Source organism: Pseudomonas gingeri (assembly GCF_013386165.1).
In the GTDB taxonomy this organism is placed as follows: domain Bacteria; phylum Pseudomonadota; class Gammaproteobacteria; order Pseudomonadales; family Pseudomonadaceae; genus Aquipseudomonas; species Aquipseudomonas gingeri_C.
On record NZ_JACAOS010000018.1, the window covers coordinates 80,085 to 95,139 of the forward strand.

At 64.5% G+C, this 15,055-nt stretch carries 14 protein-coding genes; 8 read left to right on the forward strand and 6 right to left on the reverse strand.

All coding sequences use genetic code 11. The annotated features are described in order from the left end of the window. The first annotated feature begins 111 nt into the window (after positions 1-111). The 5 genes from HX866_RS22075 to HX866_RS22095 all read left to right on the forward strand — a co-directional run bounded on the left by HX866_RS22075 (position 112) and on the right by HX866_RS22095 (position 5,621). Positions 112-1,029, forward strand: coding sequence for an AAA family ATPase (locus HX866_RS22075; RefSeq protein ID WP_177094532.1), 918 nt, complete (start codon positions 112-114; stop codon positions 1,027-1,029). Next, complete coding sequence (locus tag HX866_RS22080) at positions 999-1,982, forward strand: DUF58 domain-containing protein (RefSeq protein WP_177125083.1); 984 nt, start codon at positions 999-1,001, stop codon at positions 1,980-1,982. Before HX866_RS22075 ends, HX866_RS22080 begins: the two co-directional genes overlap by 31 nt. Further along, entirely contained in the window at positions 1,979-3,949 is a 1,971-nt protein-coding gene (locus HX866_RS22085; RefSeq protein ID WP_177125082.1) for a transglutaminase TgpA family protein, read from the forward strand. Before HX866_RS22080 ends, HX866_RS22085 begins: the two co-directional genes overlap by 4 nt. A gap of 7 nt (positions 3,950-3,956) precedes the next feature. Then, the gene (locus HX866_RS22090; RefSeq protein WP_177094539.1) at positions 3,957-4,721 is read left to right on the forward strand and encodes a CHAD domain-containing protein; all 765 of its coding nucleotides are present in this window, start codon (positions 3,957-3,959) and stop codon (positions 4,719-4,721) included. 102 nt (positions 4,722-4,823) lie between these two features. Next, a complete protein-coding gene (locus HX866_RS22095) occupies positions 4,824-5,621 on the forward strand; it encodes an acyl-CoA thioesterase (protein ID WP_177125081.1) in 798 nt (265 codons plus the stop codon). Between the two features lie 199 nt (positions 5,622-5,820). Here HX866_RS22095 and HX866_RS22100 read toward each other — a convergent pair whose 3' ends face one another. The 3 genes from HX866_RS22100 to HX866_RS22110 all read right to left on the reverse strand — a co-directional run bounded on the left by HX866_RS22100 (position 5,821) and on the right by HX866_RS22110 (position 8,540). Then, a complete protein-coding gene (locus tag HX866_RS22100) occupies positions 5,821-6,060 on the reverse strand; it encodes a terminase (protein WP_177094543.1) in 240 nt (79 codons plus the stop codon). An 83-nt stretch (positions 6,061-6,143) separates the two neighbouring features. Then, positions 6,144-7,622, reverse strand: a complete 1,479-nt coding sequence (locus HX866_RS22105) for a methyl-accepting chemotaxis protein (protein ID WP_177094545.1) — start codon at positions 7,620-7,622, stop codon at positions 6,144-6,146. Positions 7,623-7,733: 111 nt separating this feature from the next. After that, a complete protein-coding gene (locus HX866_RS22110; protein ID WP_177105700.1) occupies positions 7,734-8,540 on the reverse strand; it encodes a TatD family hydrolase in 807 nt (268 codons plus the stop codon). A gap of 234 nt (positions 8,541-8,774) precedes the next feature. Here HX866_RS22110 and HX866_RS22115 point away from each other — a divergent pair, with 234 nt between their 5' ends. The 3 genes from HX866_RS22115 (at position 8,775) to HX866_RS22125 (ending at position 11,301) form a co-directional block, all read left to right on the forward strand. Next, complete coding sequence (locus HX866_RS22115) at positions 8,775-10,199, forward strand: transglycosylase SLT domain-containing protein (RefSeq protein WP_177094550.1); 1,425 nt, start codon at positions 8,775-8,777, stop codon at positions 10,197-10,199. A 100-nt stretch (positions 10,200-10,299) separates the two neighbouring features. Next, a complete protein-coding gene (locus HX866_RS22120; protein ID WP_177094552.1) occupies positions 10,300-10,737 on the forward strand; it encodes a DoxX family protein in 438 nt (145 codons plus the stop codon). A 255-nt stretch (positions 10,738-10,992) separates the two neighbouring features. Beyond that, a complete protein-coding gene (locus tag HX866_RS22125) occupies positions 10,993-11,301 on the forward strand; it encodes a class I SAM-dependent methyltransferase (RefSeq protein WP_177094554.1) in 309 nt (102 codons plus the stop codon). 30 nt (positions 11,302-11,331) lie between these two features. Here HX866_RS22125 and greB read toward each other — a convergent pair whose 3' ends face one another. From greB to HX866_RS22140, 3 genes are read right to left on the reverse strand one after another with little or no spacing between them, the layout of a single operon-like run. Next, entirely contained in the window at positions 11,332-11,829 is a 498-nt protein-coding gene (gene greB, locus HX866_RS22130; RefSeq protein WP_100940973.1) for a transcription elongation factor GreB, read from the reverse strand. 35 nt (positions 11,830-11,864) lie between these two features. Further along, complete coding sequence (locus HX866_RS22135; protein ID WP_177125080.1) at positions 11,865-14,369, reverse strand: ABC transporter permease; 2,505 nt, start codon at positions 14,367-14,369, stop codon at positions 11,865-11,867. Next, positions 14,369-15,052 carry an ABC transporter ATP-binding protein gene (locus HX866_RS22140; RefSeq protein WP_121133525.1) on the reverse strand — a complete coding sequence of 228 codons (684 nt, stop codon included), beginning with the start codon at positions 15,050-15,052 and terminating at the stop codon, positions 14,369-14,371. Before HX866_RS22140 ends, HX866_RS22135 begins: the two co-directional genes overlap by 1 nt. Positions 15,053-15,055: the final 3 nt, after the last annotated feature.

Sequence of the window (15,055 nt, forward strand, 5' to 3'; positions counted from 1 at the left end):
CGATGAACGTGAGGACGCTGCGGTGTTTCAGGCAGCCCGCGTGGCAGGGATCGCCTTATCCGCCCAAAACGGTAGTATCCTCGGCTTCCCTCCACGTTCGGATGTCTGCCTATGCGCAGTAAACTGGAAGCCTGCCTGCAGGCCGTCAACCAGGTGGTGTTGGGCAAGGAAGCACAGGTTCGCCTGGCCCTGACCTGTCTCCTGGCCAACGGTCACTTGCTGATCGAAGACCTGCCCGGCATGGGCAAGACCACCCTCAGTCACACCCTGGCCAAGGTCCTTGGCCTGAGCTTCCAGCGTATCCAGTTCACCTCCGACCTGTTGCCCAGCGATATCCTCGGCACCTCGGTGTTCGACAAGGACAGCGGGTTGTTCGTGTTCCACCCGGGGCCGATTTTCGCCGAGCTGGTGCTGGCCGACGAAATCAACCGGGCCACCCCCAAGAGCCAGAGCGCCTTGCTCGAAGCCATGGAAGAGGGGCAGGTGACCATCGAAGGCGCCACTCGGCCCTTGCCGTCGCCGTTCTTCGTGATCGCCACGCAAAACCCCAGCAGCCAGGGCGGTACCTTCGCCTTGCCGGAATCGCAGCTCGATCGTTTCCTGATGCGGGTGTCCCTCGGCTACCCGGCCCGCGCCGCGGAAAAGGCCTTGCTGCAAGGAGTGTCGCGCCGCGATCTGCTGCCACAGTTGCAAGCGATCCTCAGCCATGCCGAACTGTCGGCCCTGCAACAGCAGGTCAAGCAGGTGCGCACCAGCGATCCGTTGGTGGACTACGTGCTGCGCCTGGTCGGGGCGACCCGTGATCAACCACAATTCGCCTGGGGCCTGTCACCCCGCGCCAGCCTGGCGATCCTCGCCGCCGCCCGGGCCTGGGCGTTGTTGGCCGGGCGCGACTATGTGGTCCCGGAAGACGTCCAGGCGGTATTGCCCTCGGTGGTCAGCCATCGCTTGCGCGAGCGCGCCGATCCGACCGGGCAGGGCGGTGGCGCCCTGGTGCAGTGGCTGCTGCGCGAGGTGCCGGCGCTTTGATCCGGCGCCTGCGCGGGTCCTGGCAGGCCTGGCTGGCGCGGCGCCTGCCGCCCTCGACGCGGATCCAGCTGACCCAGCGACAGATCTTCATCATGCCCAATCGTGCGGGCGGGGTCTTCGCGGCCTTGCTGGCGCTGATTTTGATGGTCGCCATCAACTACCAGAACAGCCTGGCCTACGCCCTGTGTTTCCTGCTGCTGTCGGTGTTCGTGGTGGCGATCCTGCATACCTTTCGTAACTTGCAAGGGCTGGTGCTCAGCGCCGGGACCGGGCCAGCGGTGTTTGTCGGCGAGCAGGCGCGTTTTGTCGTGCGCCTGGAAAGTGCCGGGAAAACCCATCGCGCCATTGGCCTGGGCTGGTCGAAGCAGGACTTGCACAGTATCGATGTGCCGGCGGCGGGGTTCTGTGAACTGGAGTTGAATCTGCCGACCCTGGTGCGAGGTTGGCTGCACGCGCCGCGTTTCGGCGTCGAGAGCAGTTTCCCGCTGGGGATCCTGCGGACCTGGAGCCGACTCGACCTGGGCCAGAAGGTGCTGGTTTATCCACAGCCCCTGGAAGGCCAACTGCCAACCCTGGCCAGTGTGCTCAGCGACGACCGCGAAGAGGGCATGCGCGCCCACGGCCAGGGTGTCGACGACTATCAGGGCTTGAAGGTCTATCAACCCGGCGACTCCTGGCGGCGCCTGCACTGGAAAGCCTATTCCCGTGGGCAGGGCCTGCTGGTCAAGGAGTTCGCCCGGCTCGATGGCCGTGAACTGTGCCTGGATTTCCTCGCCCTCGGTGGGGACGTCGAGCAGCGTCTGTCACGTCTGTGTTATTGGGTGCTGGAATTGTCCCGCCGCGAGACCGCGTTCTCCCTGCGCCTGCCTGACCAGGTACTGGACAGCGACAGCGGTGCGGCCCATGGCGAGGCATGCCTGCGGGCCCTCGCGCTGTTCGGGAAAGCCCCATGAATGTCGCGCCGCTGATCTCCCGTGCCAGCCTGGTCTGGCTGCTGGTGGCCCAGACCTTGGTGATGGTGCCGTTCTGGTTTCATGTGCCGCTGTGGATGGTGGCGTTGTGGCTTGGCTGCACGGTCTGGCGGATCCAGGTCTACCGAATGCGTGCGCGTTTTCCCGGACGGCTGATGGAAGTGCTTCTGCTGCTGGTGACTATCAGCGGCATCTGGCTCTCGCGCAGCAGCCTGATCGGGCTGGACGCCGGGGCGGTGCTGCTGGTGGCGATGTTCATGCTCAAGCTGGTGGAGACCCGCACCCGTCGCGATGCCCTGGTGCTGATTTTCCTCGGGCTGTTCTGTGTCGCGGTGGCCTATCTGTTCGAGGACAGCTTGCCCTGGGCGTTCTACAGCCTGTTGCCGGTGGGGGCGCTGCTGGCGGCCTTGATCGGTTTGCAGCAAGGTTCGACGACCCGGCCCCTGGCGACCCTTCGGCTGTCCACGACCCTGCTGCTGCAAGCCTTGCCGCTGATGCTCCTGCTGTTCCTGTTTTTCCCCCGTATCGCCCCGCTGTGGTCGTTGCCGTTGGCCATCGACAAGGCGCAGAGCGGCTTGTCCGAGAGTATGTCGCCGGGGGACGTGGCCGAGCTGGGGCGTTCCGCGGAGCTGGCCTTTCGCGCCAGCTTCGACGGCCCCCTGCCGGCGCGTCGCGACCTGTACTGGCGGGCGCTGACCCTGGAGCAATTCGACGGCCGGCGCTGGAGCCAGGCGCCGTCGGTGACCTACAGTCCGGCGCCGAAATGGCAGCCCGGCGGCGCGTCCTGGCGCTACAGCATCATCCTCCAGGCCAGTGGCAAACCCTGGTTACCGGCGCTGGATGTAGCCCGCACCGATCAGGCCGATGTACACCAGTTGGCGGACTATCGGGTGCAGCGCCAGCGTCCGGTGCAGCAGGTTTTGCTCTATCGGGCCGAGTCCTGGCCGCAGGTGGTGCGCGATCCGCAGCTCAGCGACCGGGCCCGACGCCAGGCCTTGCAGTTGCCGGCCGAGGGCGATCCGCGCAGCCGCCAGTGGGCGGCACAATTGCGGCAAGCTTATCCACAGCCCCAGGCACTGGTGGCGGCGCTGCTCAAACATTTTCACGACGAGCCGTATCACTACACCCTCAAGCCGCCGACCCTGGGCGCCGACAGCATCGACGCGTTCCTCTTCGACAGCCGCCAGGGCTTTTGCGCGCATTACGCCGGGGCCATGGTCTACGTGCTACGGGCGGCGGGGATCCCGGCGCGGATGGTGGCCGGCTACCAAGGGGGGGAGCTGAACCCTGCGGGCAACTTCCTCACGGTGCGCCAGTACGATGCCCACGCCTGGGTCGAATACTGGCAGGACGGGCAGGGTTGGCGCAGTGCCGACCCGACCTATGCGGTGGCACCGCAACGGATCGACCAGGGACTGGAGCAAGCCCTGGCGGCCGACGAAGATCTGCTCGGGGCCTCGCCCCTCTCACCGCTGCGTTACCAGCACCTGACCTGGCTCAATGACCTGCGCCAGGGCTGGGATAATCTCAATTATGGTTGGCAGCGCTGGGTCCTGGGTTATCAGGGCGAACAGCAATTGCAGGTGCTGGGACGCTGGTTCGGCGACCTGAGCGTGTGGGTCCTGCCGGTCGGGTTGGTGCTGATCCTGGGGCTGCTTTCCCTGCTATTGCTGCGCCCCTGGAGGAACACCTCCGAGCCGTCGTTGCGGGTGTTCGCCGCCTTCGAAAAGTTGCTGCGTCGACGCGGCCTGGTGCGTGAGCCGGGTGAAGGCCCGCAGGCTTTTGGCGAGCGGGCGGCGCGACAATTGCCGCGCCAGGCGGAAAATATCAATGCATTTATCCAGAGCTTCGTGGCCCAGCGCTATGCTGAACAGACCCCGTCGATGGATGCATTGCAACAGCGGTTGCGGTCATTGCGTCGTAGTCTTGGAAGTTCGATTTGGGAGTGAGTGTCGAATGTCTGCCCTGGTGGATGAGTTGGTGGTTGAGGTCCTGAGCCTCGAAGTGCGCTTGTTGGCCTGTCATGCGCGAGTGGATGCGCTGACCGACGAGGAGGGCCTGCATGACTTGCGCACCACGGTCCGGCGTCTGCGCAGCCTGTTGCGGCCGTTGCGCGGTTTGCCGGGGGTCGAACAGGTCGAGCAGGCGGCGCAGCAGGTCGGCAGCCTGACCACGCCGATTCGCGATCGCGAAGTGCTGGCGGCCTACCTGCATCGGCAGGGGCATCACGTGGCGGCGGCGCGGCGCACGGAACAGTTATCCGATGATTACTGGGCCGTGGCGCGCAGTGCCGAGTTGAAACAATTGTTCAGTGTGCTCGATGCCTTTCCGCGTTTTCTCCGGGCTTCGCAGCACCAGGGCCTGTTGAAGGGCCTGGACAAACGCATCGACAAACGTCTGGAAAAACAATGGGCGGCGCTGGATGAAGCGCTGCACGATCCGTTGCATGACCGCCATCGGTTGCGGCTGTTGATCAAGCGCGTTCGCTACGCGGCCGAAGCCTATCCGCAATTGAGCCGCTTGCCGGCACGCTCCTTGAAATCCCTGAAGTCGGCCCAGGAAGCGCTGGGCGACTGGCACGATTGCTGGCAATGGTTGCTACGGGCGGAACAGGAACCGGACTTGCAATCCTGTGTCACGGGTTGGCGCAGGACCATGGCCCTGGCCGAGAGCAAGGCCGACCGGGTGCTGGACCGCTTGAGCGAGACCTGTTTCAGCTGAGTGCCGACGGCCTGTTTGACGGCTGCTTTGGCCGGTATGAGTGCTGTGATGGGCGAGTGAGCTGATTACTATTGCGTAGGACTTTTTCCAACTGAGGTCAGCATGCGCTTTTCAGATTTGCTCGATGCGGTTCGTCGTCAGCCCAAGGGGCTTTCCATTCCTGCCGACTGGGGGCAGGGACGCGCCAGTTTCGGTGGCCTGGTGGTCGCGCTGCAATACGAGGCGATGCGCGCCCGGGTGCCGGCCGAGCGACCCTTGCGTTCGCTGGCGGTGACCTTTGTCGGACCGGCGGAGCCTGGGGTGCCCATCGACTTCGAAGTCGAGGTGTTGCGCGAGGGCAAGGCGGTCAGCCAGGTGCTCGGCCGGGCGGTACAGAACGGTCAGGTGGTGACGCTGGTGCAGGGCAGCTTTGGTGCTTCCCGGGCCTCGGTGGTGGCGGTGGTGGCTGAGCCGGCGCCCTTGTTCAAACACTGGGACGAATGTCCGGAGGCACCGTATATCCCGGGGGTGATGCCGGAGTTCATGAACCATTTGTCGATGCGTTGGGGGATTGGCGGTATGCCTTTCACCGGCAATACGTCCCGTGAAATGGGCGGTTGGGTGCGGTTGAAGGGGGATGTCCGGCAAGAGCCGTTGACCGAGGCGCATCTGTTGGCGCTGGTGGACGCCTGGCCGCCAGCGGTGTTGCCGCATCTGGGCAAACCGGCGCCCGGCAGCACCCTGACCTGGACTGTGGAGTTCGTTCAGCCGTTGCTTGAACTCGATACCCTGGACTGGTGCAAATACCGCGCACTGATCGAGCATGCCTGCGACGGTTATGGCCATGTGGCTGCGGCATTGTGGAGCGCGGATGGACGGCTGATTGCGTTGAGCCGACAAACCGTTACCGTGTTTGGCTGATGCAGCGTTGGCCCTTGTAGGAGCCCGTGTGATCTGTGTTGCCTGTCCGGACGCCATCGCTGGCAAGCCAGCTCCTACAGGGAGGCTGGGCATGGCGACGTCTTTGTGTTGAAACACGGACTTGTAGGAGCCGGCTTGCTGGCGATGAGGCCGGTAAGGCTTGCATCGACCGCCAGCGTCTACAGAAAACCCTGAGGGTTCAGGCTTCCAGCACCAGGCGTTGGCCTTTGCTACGCAGGCTGAAGGCGGCTGCCAGGCCCAGCACGCCGACGGCGAAATCGGTCGGGTTGTGGGCAAATACGCCGGAGCTCACCAGCAGGAAGGACAGCGCGAACAGGATCAGCGCCAGCAGTTGCATGCCTTCGCCAGTGCCATCGTTGGTCGCTTGGGGTGCAACTCGCCATTGCCAGGCGGGGAAGTTGGGGTGACGTTGGCCCATGATCGTGTCCTCTGTTCGTGTAGTCGGTGAACAGAGATTAAGCCGGACCCGTAACCCGCGCGAATCAACTCTTCCTATCGGTCTTATAGTTTGAGCTGGCCAATCGCCTTGCTCAGCTCTCCCGCCAGCTTGGCCAGGTCATGGCTGGTGGTGGCCGAGTCCACGGTCTGTTGCACGGTGTTCTCGGTCACGTCGCGGATGCTCACCACCGCCCGGTTCATTTCTTCTGCCACCTGGCTCTGCTGCTCGGCGGCCACGGCGATCTGGGTGTTGCTTTCGCGCATCTGGGCCACCGCGCTGGTGATCTGCGCCAGCGCCTCGCCGGCTTCCCGGGCCTGCTGCACGCAGTCGTCGGCCTTGAATGAGCTTTCCTGCATGAAGTCCACGGCGTCACGGGTGCCGGCCTGCAACGCCGAGACCATGCCGGTGATTTCGTCGGTGGAGGTCTGCACCCGCTTGGCCAGGTTGCGCACTTCATCGGCGACCACCGCGAAACCGCGGCCCATTTCCCCGGCCCGAGCCGCTTCGATGGCGGCATTGAGTGCCAGCAGGTTGGTCTGTTCGGCGATGCTGTGGATCACGCTGACCACGCCATTGATCTTCTGGCTGTCCTCGGCCAGTTGCTGGATCATCGTCGCGGTCTGCTGTACGCCGCTGGACAACCCGGTGATCGACTGCTGGACCCGGCTGACCACCGCCTGCCCGCTGCCGGCCAGGTCGTCGGCGGTTTTCGACAGGTCACGCGTAGCGCCGGCGTGCTGGGCGATGTGATAGACCGTGGCCGACATCTCGTTGATGGCCGTGGCGGCCTGGTCGGTTTCGCTCTGCTGGCCGAGCATGCCGTGGCGCACGTCGTTCATGCTCGAGGCCAGGCTGGCGGCGCCGACGTCCAGTTGTGCCGCCGTACGCGCTACCGTGCCGACCACTCGCTGATAGCCGGCCTGCATCGCATTGAAGGCGCTGGCCATTTGTCCGACTTCGTCCTTGCAGGCCAGCGGCACCCTGGCCGAGAGGTCGCCGGTCTTCTCCACGTGGAGCATCACGTCCTTGAGGGTATTGAGTTGGCTGAGGAGGAAGCGGATCAGCAACTGCGAGGCGCCGAGCATCGCCAGCATCAGGATGAATACGGCCGCCGCATAGTGGGCGAAACGCTCGCCGAACACCTGGGCCAGGCTGGGGGCATAGGCGAGTACGGCGACCTGCTGCTCGCCACGGCCGAGCACCTGGGCGCCGAGCAGCGGGTTGTCGCCGAACAGCGGCATATAGTCGTAGCCGACCCAGCCCTTGGCGTCTTTCAGGCGCGGCAGCATCTGGCCCTTGAGGGTCGGCGTTTCGCCGGCCTTGAACAGCAGCAGGTTGTCGGCCTCGGGCCAGGCCTTGCCTTCGGGCCAGGCGCCGAGCAGGTAAGCCTGGGCCTGGACCGCGGCGCGCGAGGCGTCGGTGCGCGCCTGTTGTTCCAATTGCACGGCGTACAGCACCAGGAGCAGGGTGGTGACGAAAGCGACCGCGTTCACGGCCCAGAACTTGTACTTCAGCGAGATGTTGCTAAGCCAGGCACCCATGGAAGGTCTTCTCTGATTGAGCGGAAACAGTTTTGGCAAGGTGCCATTATTGTGCCGCTACTGAGGAAGACGATTGTTGATGTGGGTCAATGTCGCGGTGTGTCAGAGGGGTCAGGCGAGGCTAGGCAAATTGAAGAAGGCGCGGGCGCAGGCCGTTGTGTGGGCCGCCAGGTCTTCCTCGGTTTCGCCCCGGTGCAGGGCCACTTCGCGTAGCACTTCACCCAGATACGCCGGTTCGTTGCGACCGTTCTTCGGCTTGGGCCGCAGGCTGCGCGGCAGCAGGTAGGGTGCGTCGCTTTCGAGCATCAGGCGACCACGGGGGATCTCCCGCACCAGCGGATGCAAGTGGGTGCCACGGCGCTCATCGCAGATCCAGCCGGTGATGCCGATATGCAGGTCCAGGTCGAGGTAGCTGAACAGCGCCTTCTGCTCACCGGTGAAACAGTGCACCACGGCGGCGGGCAGATGATCGCGGTAGTCGCGCAGGATCTCCAGCAGGCGGGTGTTGGCGTCACGCTCGTGGAGGAACACCGGGCGCTGCAACTCCACGGCCAGGGCCAGGTGTTCCTCGAGGACTTTTTCCTGCTGCGGGCGCGGGGAGAAATCCCGATTGAAATCCAGGCCGCACTCGCCGACCGCACAGACGTTCGGCTCCATCAGCAAGGCTTTCAGACGAGCGGCGCTGTCGGTGCTCCAGTCACTGGCGGAGTGGGGGTGAATGCCGGCGCTGGCGAACAGTCTCTGACCGCTCTGATCCAGCTCCCGGCATAGCTCCAAGGCCTGTTCGCTGCCCTCCAGACTGGTGCCTGTCACAATCAGTTGGCAGACTCCGGCGGCATAGGCACGGTCGAGTATTTCCTGCTGTTTGCCGGCAAAACTGGGGTTGGTCAGGTTGACGCCGATATCGATGAGTTGCATGGTGCTACCTCAGGCCACAGGCCGAAAAGCATACCAGAGCTGTAGATTTATAATAAAAATCAAGAACTACAACGAGTTATGACTGTCTCTTAAAGCCGCAAGAACGCATCGGTTGGCATGACCCCGGTGTAGCGCCCGTCTTGTGCACTTTTCGCGTTCAAAAGACGTTCGATTTCAGTCGTCCGACTTCAGGCTACCTGCCTGGGTCTGGGCAATATTCTTTCCGGAGAACGGATGAAGAAGCGACCCTCGCTGTTGCTCCTGCTGTGCCTGTCCCTGCTGCTGCCGTTGCCGGCGGTTGCGCGGTTGGCCGGGCCGTTGGAAATCGCCCAGCCGGGCAAGGTTCGCGACCTCGCGGAGATTCGTAGCAGCCGGGTCCTGCGGGTGCTGGTCAACCAGAGCCGCAACAGCAGCGGTGAGGTCCAGGGCGAAGTCATCGGCGTCGAATACCATCGCTTGCGCGCCTTTGAGCAGTTCCTCAACAGCCAGGCGCGGGACAATCAGGAGATTACCCTCAAGATCATTCCCAAGGCCAAGGACCAACTGCTCGGTGCCTTGCAGCGCGGCGAGGGTGACCTGGTGGCCCCGGGAGAACTGCTCGAAGCCCAGCCGGGCCACGCGGTGATCGCCAGCGATCCGCTTGGGAGTACGGTGCCGTTGTTGCTGGTGGGGCTCAAGGGCGAAAAACGTTTTACCCGCTTCGAGCAGCTCTCCGGCCGCACCCTGGCCCTGACCCCGGGGAGTGCGGCAGGGGAGGCGGTCAACCAGATCAACCAGAAACTGGCGTTACGCAAGCTGCCGCCGGTCAAGGTCGAGTGGGTCGATCCGAGCCTGGCGGTGGAGGATGTGCTGGAGATGGTCCAGGGCGGGATCTTTCACCTGACCGTCGTCGAACAGCCGATAGCCGAACGCTGGGCCCGGATCATGCCCAAGCTGCGTTTCGACAAGCAGGTGCTGGTCAGCGAACCGGGGCAGATGCACTGGTTCGTGCGCGATAACGCCTCGATGTTGAGCGCGAGCATCGATCGTTTTCTCAAGACCTACAAGACTCCTTCGGACCAGGACACGGCATTTCTGCGGATCTATCGACGTTTGTACCAGGTGCACTATCCGTTGAGCCGCAGTGATCGAGCGAAGTTGGAAAAGCTGCGCCCGGTGTTGCAACGCCATGCCCAGGCCCAGGGCATTGACTGGCTGAACCTGGCGGCACTGGCCTTCAAGGAGTCGGCCCTGGATCCTGGTGCTCGCGGTGCCAGCGGCGCGACGGGACTGTTGCAGATCACTCCCTCGGCGGCACAGCGGGTTGGCGTGAGCAATATCCAGAATGTCGATAACAACGTGCAGGCCGGGGCCAAGTACCTGGCGATGATCCGGCGCAAGTTCTTTGCCAGCCCCAAGCTCAACGAGCGCGAGCGCATGGCCTTTGTCCTGGCGGCCTACAACATGGGCCCGGAGCGGGTCCAGGGCATGCGCGCCGAGGCCCGCCGCCGTGGCCTGAATCCCAACCAGTGGTTCTTCCAGGTCGAACGCATCGCCATGGAGCAGGTGGGGATGAACGCGGTGAACTATGTGAACAGCGTGAACAAGTACTACCTGGCGTTTGACCGGGAGCGTGACTCCCTGGAACCGAATGCGCGGAAGATTGCTTCTCGTAAATAATCGAATAAATCGATTGTTTTGTCGGGATTTTTGCGCTTTTTACATTTTAAAAACTGATTATTATGAGGCCCATCAACCCCCTATTAAAAAGGATTCACCCATGAGCACCTTGATCAACCGCGTCCTGAGCACCCGCGCCGGCTATGGCCTGACTGTCCTGCGGATTTTCGTCGGGATCATCTTCGCCGCCCACGGTTCGCAGAAACTTTTCGGCCTGTTCGGCGGTTACGGTCTGGCGGGGACGGCGCAATGGATGGAGAGCATCGGTCTGGCACCGGGTCATTTGATGGCCCTGATGGCCGGTGGTACCGAGTTCTTCGGCGGCCTGGCGTTGATCATCGGCCTGTTGGCCCGTCCGGCAGCGTTGGGCCTGAGCTTCACCTTGCTGGTGGCGATCTTCTCGGTGCATATCCACAACGGTCTGTTCATGGCCAACAACGGTTATGAATTCGCCCTGGCCCTGCTGGGCGGCACGCTCGCGGTATTGATCGAAGGTGCCGGCAAGCTCTCGGCGGATGCGGCGATCTCCCGTTCGTAGGACCGGCGCGGGGCCCGCGCAATGAACCTGGCCCGCATTTTTGCGGGCTTTTTCGTTGTGAGGGATTCTTGACAGCCTGCCACCGGCTTCTCTAGGATTAAGACATGCGCCGATTTAAACAGCTACTTGCGGGGCGCCAGGCCGGTCGAAAGACCGCCGACAGAAGCTTGAGTCAGGCTTCGAAATACCGCTAAAGCGCTGGTTCGGTGTTGCCTCACACCTGCCCGGCAGATCGTTGAGGCGGAGACACGCACTTTGAACAGCCCACGCCCCGTTGTACGTCTTACGCCGATCACGGCGAGCCTGCCTTTTCGCAATCCTAAAATCCTCCTTGGCGGTCAACACCAGCCGACGCTGCTGCGTTATCTCGACGGCTGGCCGCGACGCAAGGGACGCGCCTCGGCCTTCCTGATCCAGTTTGTCGAGGACGGTGACTCCCTGGAACGTTTTGCCGATAACAGCTTCGACCTGGCGGTGATCCAGGCCCCGGATGCCGAGCACGCCGAAGCGGTGATCCGACAGCTGACCCGCGTCGCGCGGCAGGGTTTGATCACACGGCGCTAGGCGGGTCAGGTGGTATCAGCGTCAGCAGGCTCATGGATAGTCGATGGCGGTGATGTACACCAATTGCTCGCCGGTGGGCGCCATGACCCGAATCTCCGCATCCAGCGCCTTGCCGATCAGGGCCCGGGCCAGGGGTGAGTCGATGCTGATCAGGTTTTGCTTGAGGTCCAGTTCGTCCGGGCCGACGATGCGGTAGCGCGACTCTTTGCCGTCCTCGTCCTCGATGGTGACCCAGGCGCCGAAATACACCTTGTTCAGGTCGCTGGGCCGTTCGCCAACCACCTTCAGGCTTTCCAGGCGCTTGGTCAGGAAGCGCACACGGCTGTCGATCTCGCGCAGCATCTTCTTGCCGTAGGTGTACTCGGCGTTTTCCGAGCGGTCACCCTGGGCTGCCGCCTCGCTCACCGACTGGGTGACCTGAGGGCGGCGCACATGCCACAGCTCATGCAACTCGGCGCGCATGCGGGCCTCGCCCTCCGGAGTGATCAGGGCGGTGCCGGCAGTGCGGGGCGGGCGGTAACGACTCATCTGCAATCCCTTGGCGAAACAAGGCGTTGAGTCTATCAGCCCTCGCGCAGCACTGTCAGTGGGCTGACATTCAGCGCCCGGCGGGTGCCAAACACCCCCGCGCCGCCGACCATCACCGCGCCGATCAGCGGCAGCAGCAACAGCCACGGATGCAGGTGCCACGGCAGGTCAAAGGCAAACCGGTAGAGCACCCAGCTCACCAGTTCCGTGCCGAGGGCGGCCAGCAGGCCGCTGGCCGCGCCCAGCAGGCCGAACTCGATCCGCCGCGCCTTGACCAGCAGTTTTCGCTCAGCCCCCAAGGCGCGTAGCAGCGCGCCCTGGCGGATACGTTCGTCCAGGGTGGCCTGCAAACCGGAGAACAGCACCGCCATGCCCGCCGCCAGGACGAACAGCAGCACGTACTCCACGGCAATGGTCACCTGGGCCAGGATGCTGCGCAGTTGCTCCAGCAACGCCTCCACTTGCAGGATGGTCACCGCCGGGAAGGCCCGGGACAGCTCGACGATATCCTTGTCGTGGCCGGGGGCCAGGTAGAAGCTGGTGAGGTAGGTGGCCGGCAGGTCCTGCAGGGTGCCGGGCTGGAAGATCATGAAGAAGTTCGGCTGGAAATTGTCCCAGTTGATGGTCCGCAGGCTGCTGACCACGGCCTCGCGGTTGGCCCCGCCGACACTGAAGATCAGGTGATCGCCGAGCTTGAGTTTCAGGCTCAGGGCGACCTTGGTTTCCACCGATACGCCGGGAATGTCCCCGCTGGGTTTGTCCGTCCACCAGTTGCCTTCGGTCAGGGTGTTGCCCGGCGGCAGATCGGCGGCCCAGGTCAGACTCAGGTCACGTTGGGTGGCGCGATCGCCTCCGGAGTCCTTGCTGACGATGTCCCGCACCGGGGTGCCGTTGATGCTGATCAGTCGACCTGGCACCACCGGATAGATCGGCGCCGACTTGGCCGAGAGCTGGATCAGGTGGTCGCGGAAGCCGTCCTTGTCTGCCGGCAGGATATTCAGGGCGAAATAGTTCGGTGCGTTTTTCGGCAACTGGTTCTGCCAGGTGTCGAGCAATTCGCCACGCAGCAGGGCGATCAGGGCCATGGACAGCAGGATCAGGCCAAAGGCCAGGGATTGTCCGGCCGCGGCCAGCGGATGGCGCAGCAACTGGCCCAGGCCCAGGCGCCAAGGCAACGAGGCCCCGGCCAGCAGCCGGCGCAGGCTTTGCAGCCCGAGCAACAACAGGCCACCGAGCACCAGCGCCGCCACCACGCCGCCGCCGAGCAGGGCGAAGGTCAGCAGCAGGTCGAGGCTCAGGCGCCACATGATCAGGCCCAGGGCGAGCAGGGCGGTGCCGTAGACCAGCCAGGTGCTGGCCGGGATCGGCAGCAGATCCCGGCGCAGTACCCGCAACGGCGGTACCCGGCCAAGGGCGGCCAGGGGCGGCAGGGCGAATCCGGCCAGGGCCACCAGCCCGGTGCCGATGCCGGCGAGCGCCGGCCTCAACCCACCCGGCGGTACGTCGGCGGGCAGCAGGTCATGCAGCAGGGAGAACAGGCCCAACTGGGCGAGCCAGCCGAGCAGGGCACCACTGATGCTGGCCAGCACACCGAGGATCGCCAGTTGCAGGCTGAACAGCAGCATGGTTTCCCGGCGCGACAGTCCCAGGCAGCGCAGCAGCGCACTGGCGTCGAAGCGTCGGGCGGCGAAACGGCTGGCACTGAGGGCCACGGCGACGCCGGATAACAGCACCGCCACCAGGCTGGCCATGTTCAGGTAACGCTCGGCCTTGCCCAGGGCGCCGCCGATCTGCTGGTTGCCGTCGCGGGCGTCGAGCAGGCGCTGGTTCGGTGCCAGGCCCGGCTTGATCAGCTCGCGATAGGTCGACAGGGCGTTTGCCGAGCCGCGCCACAGCTCACGGTAGTCTACCCGGCTGCCGGGTTGGACCACGCCGGTGGCATCGAGGTCGGCGAGGTTGATCAGCACCCGTGGAGTCAGGCTGTAGAAGTTGCCAGCACGATCCGGCTCGTAGGTCAGGACCCGCGCCAGGCGCACGGTCTTCAGGCCGACATCGATGTTGTCGCCGATCTTCAGGTCCAGGGCGGTCAACAAGCGTGCCTCGACCCAGGCTTCGCCGGGCGCCGGTCCACCGCCGGCGGTCTCGACGCCGAAGGGCGCGGCAGCGCTCTTGAGTTCGCCGCGCAACGGATACTGCTCGTCCGTGGCCTTGATGCTCGACAGCTGGATGCCGGTGTCCGTGGCGATCACGCTGGAGAACTCGACCGCCCGCGCGTGGGCAAGACCCAGGTCGCGGCCGGTCTGGATTTGCTCCTGGCGAGCAGCACTGGTGCCGTCGAGCACCAGGTCGGCGGCGAGGAATTCGGTGGCCCGCAGCAGCATCGCGCCGTTCAGGCGCGCGCCGAAGTAGCCGATGGCGGTGCTGGCCGCCACCGCTACCAGCAAGGCGAAGAACAGCACCCGCAGCTCACCGGCGCGGGCATCGCGCAGGAGTTGGCGAGTGGCGAGGCTGAACAGGCGCAACAGCGGCAGGCGTGCCATCAAGGCTCCAGAGGGCCGACCAGATGGCCGGCATCAAGACGGATCAGGCGCCGGCAGCGATGGGCCAGGCGTTCGTCGTGGGTCACCAGCACCAGGGTGGTGCCGCGCTCCTGGTTGAGTTCGAACAGCAGGTCGCTGATGCGCTCGCCGGTATGGCTGTCGAGGTTGCCGGTGGGTTCGTCGGCGAACAGCACGTCGGGTTCGGCGGCAAAGGCCCGGGCGATGGCTACCCGTTGCTGCTCGCCGCCGGAGAGTTGCCGTGGCGAGTGGGTCAGGCGCTGGCCCAGGCCGACCCGTTCGAGCAGGCCACGGGCACGTTCGCGGGCATCGCTGCGACCGTCCAGCTCCAGGGGCAGCATGACGTTTTCCAGGGCGTTGAGGCTGTCCAGCAATTGGAAACTCTGGAACACGAAACCGACGTGTTCGGCGCGGACCCGTGCCCGTTGGTCTTCGTCCAGGGTGCTCAGGGCCCGTCCGGCCAGGATGACTTCGCCGGCGCTGGGCAGGTCGAGACCGGCGAGCAGGCCCAGCAGGGTCGATTTGCCCGAACCGGAGGCGCCGACGATGGCCAGGCTGTCGCCCTTGTTCAATGTCAGGCTCAAAGGGTGCAGGATGGTCAGTTCACCTTCCGCGCTGGGAACCACTTTGCTAAGGTTCTGCGCGGTGAGAATGCTTTCGCCCATGGA

Bases quoted from the DNA above. Each gene is read 5' to 3' on its own strand.
- HX866_RS22090 (WP_177094539.1), top strand. From the start codon at position 3,957: ATGTCTGCCCTGGTGGATGAGTTGGTGGTTGAGGTCCTGAGCCTCGAA.
- HX866_RS22075 (WP_177094532.1), top strand. From the start codon at position 112: ATGCGCAGTAAACTGGAAGCCTGCCTGCAGGCCGTCAACCAGGTGGTG.
- HX866_RS22120 (WP_177094552.1), top strand. From the start codon at position 10,300: ATGAGCACCTTGATCAACCGCGTCCTGAGCACCCGCGCCGGCTATGGC.
- greB (WP_100940973.1), bottom strand. From the start codon at position 11,829: ATGAGTCGTTACCGCCCGCCCCGCACTGCCGGCACCGCCCTGATCACT.
- HX866_RS22105 (WP_177094545.1), bottom strand. From the start codon at position 7,622: ATGGGTGCCTGGCTTAGCAACATCTCGCTGAAGTACAAGTTCTGGGCC.
- HX866_RS22115 (WP_177094550.1), top strand. From the start codon at position 8,775: ATGAAGAAGCGACCCTCGCTGTTGCTCCTGCTGTGCCTGTCCCTGCTG.
- HX866_RS22135 (WP_177125080.1), bottom strand. From the start codon at position 14,369: ATGGCACGCCTGCCGCTGTTGCGCCTGTTCAGCCTCGCCACTCGCCAA.
- HX866_RS22110 (WP_177105700.1), bottom strand. From the start codon at position 8,540: ATGCAACTCATCGATATCGGCGTCAACCTGACCAACCCCAGTTTTGCC.
- HX866_RS22140 (WP_121133525.1), bottom strand. From the start codon at position 15,052: ATGGGCGAAAGCATTCTCACCGCGCAGAACCTTAGCAAAGTGGTTCCC.
- HX866_RS22095 (WP_177125081.1), top strand. From the start codon at position 4,824: ATGCGCTTTTCAGATTTGCTCGATGCGGTTCGTCGTCAGCCCAAGGGG.
- HX866_RS22100 (WP_177094543.1), bottom strand. From the start codon at position 6,060: ATGGGCCAACGTCACCCCAACTTCCCCGCCTGGCAATGGCGAGTTGCA.
- HX866_RS22085 (WP_177125082.1), top strand. From the start codon at position 1,979: ATGAATGTCGCGCCGCTGATCTCCCGTGCCAGCCTGGTCTGGCTGCTG.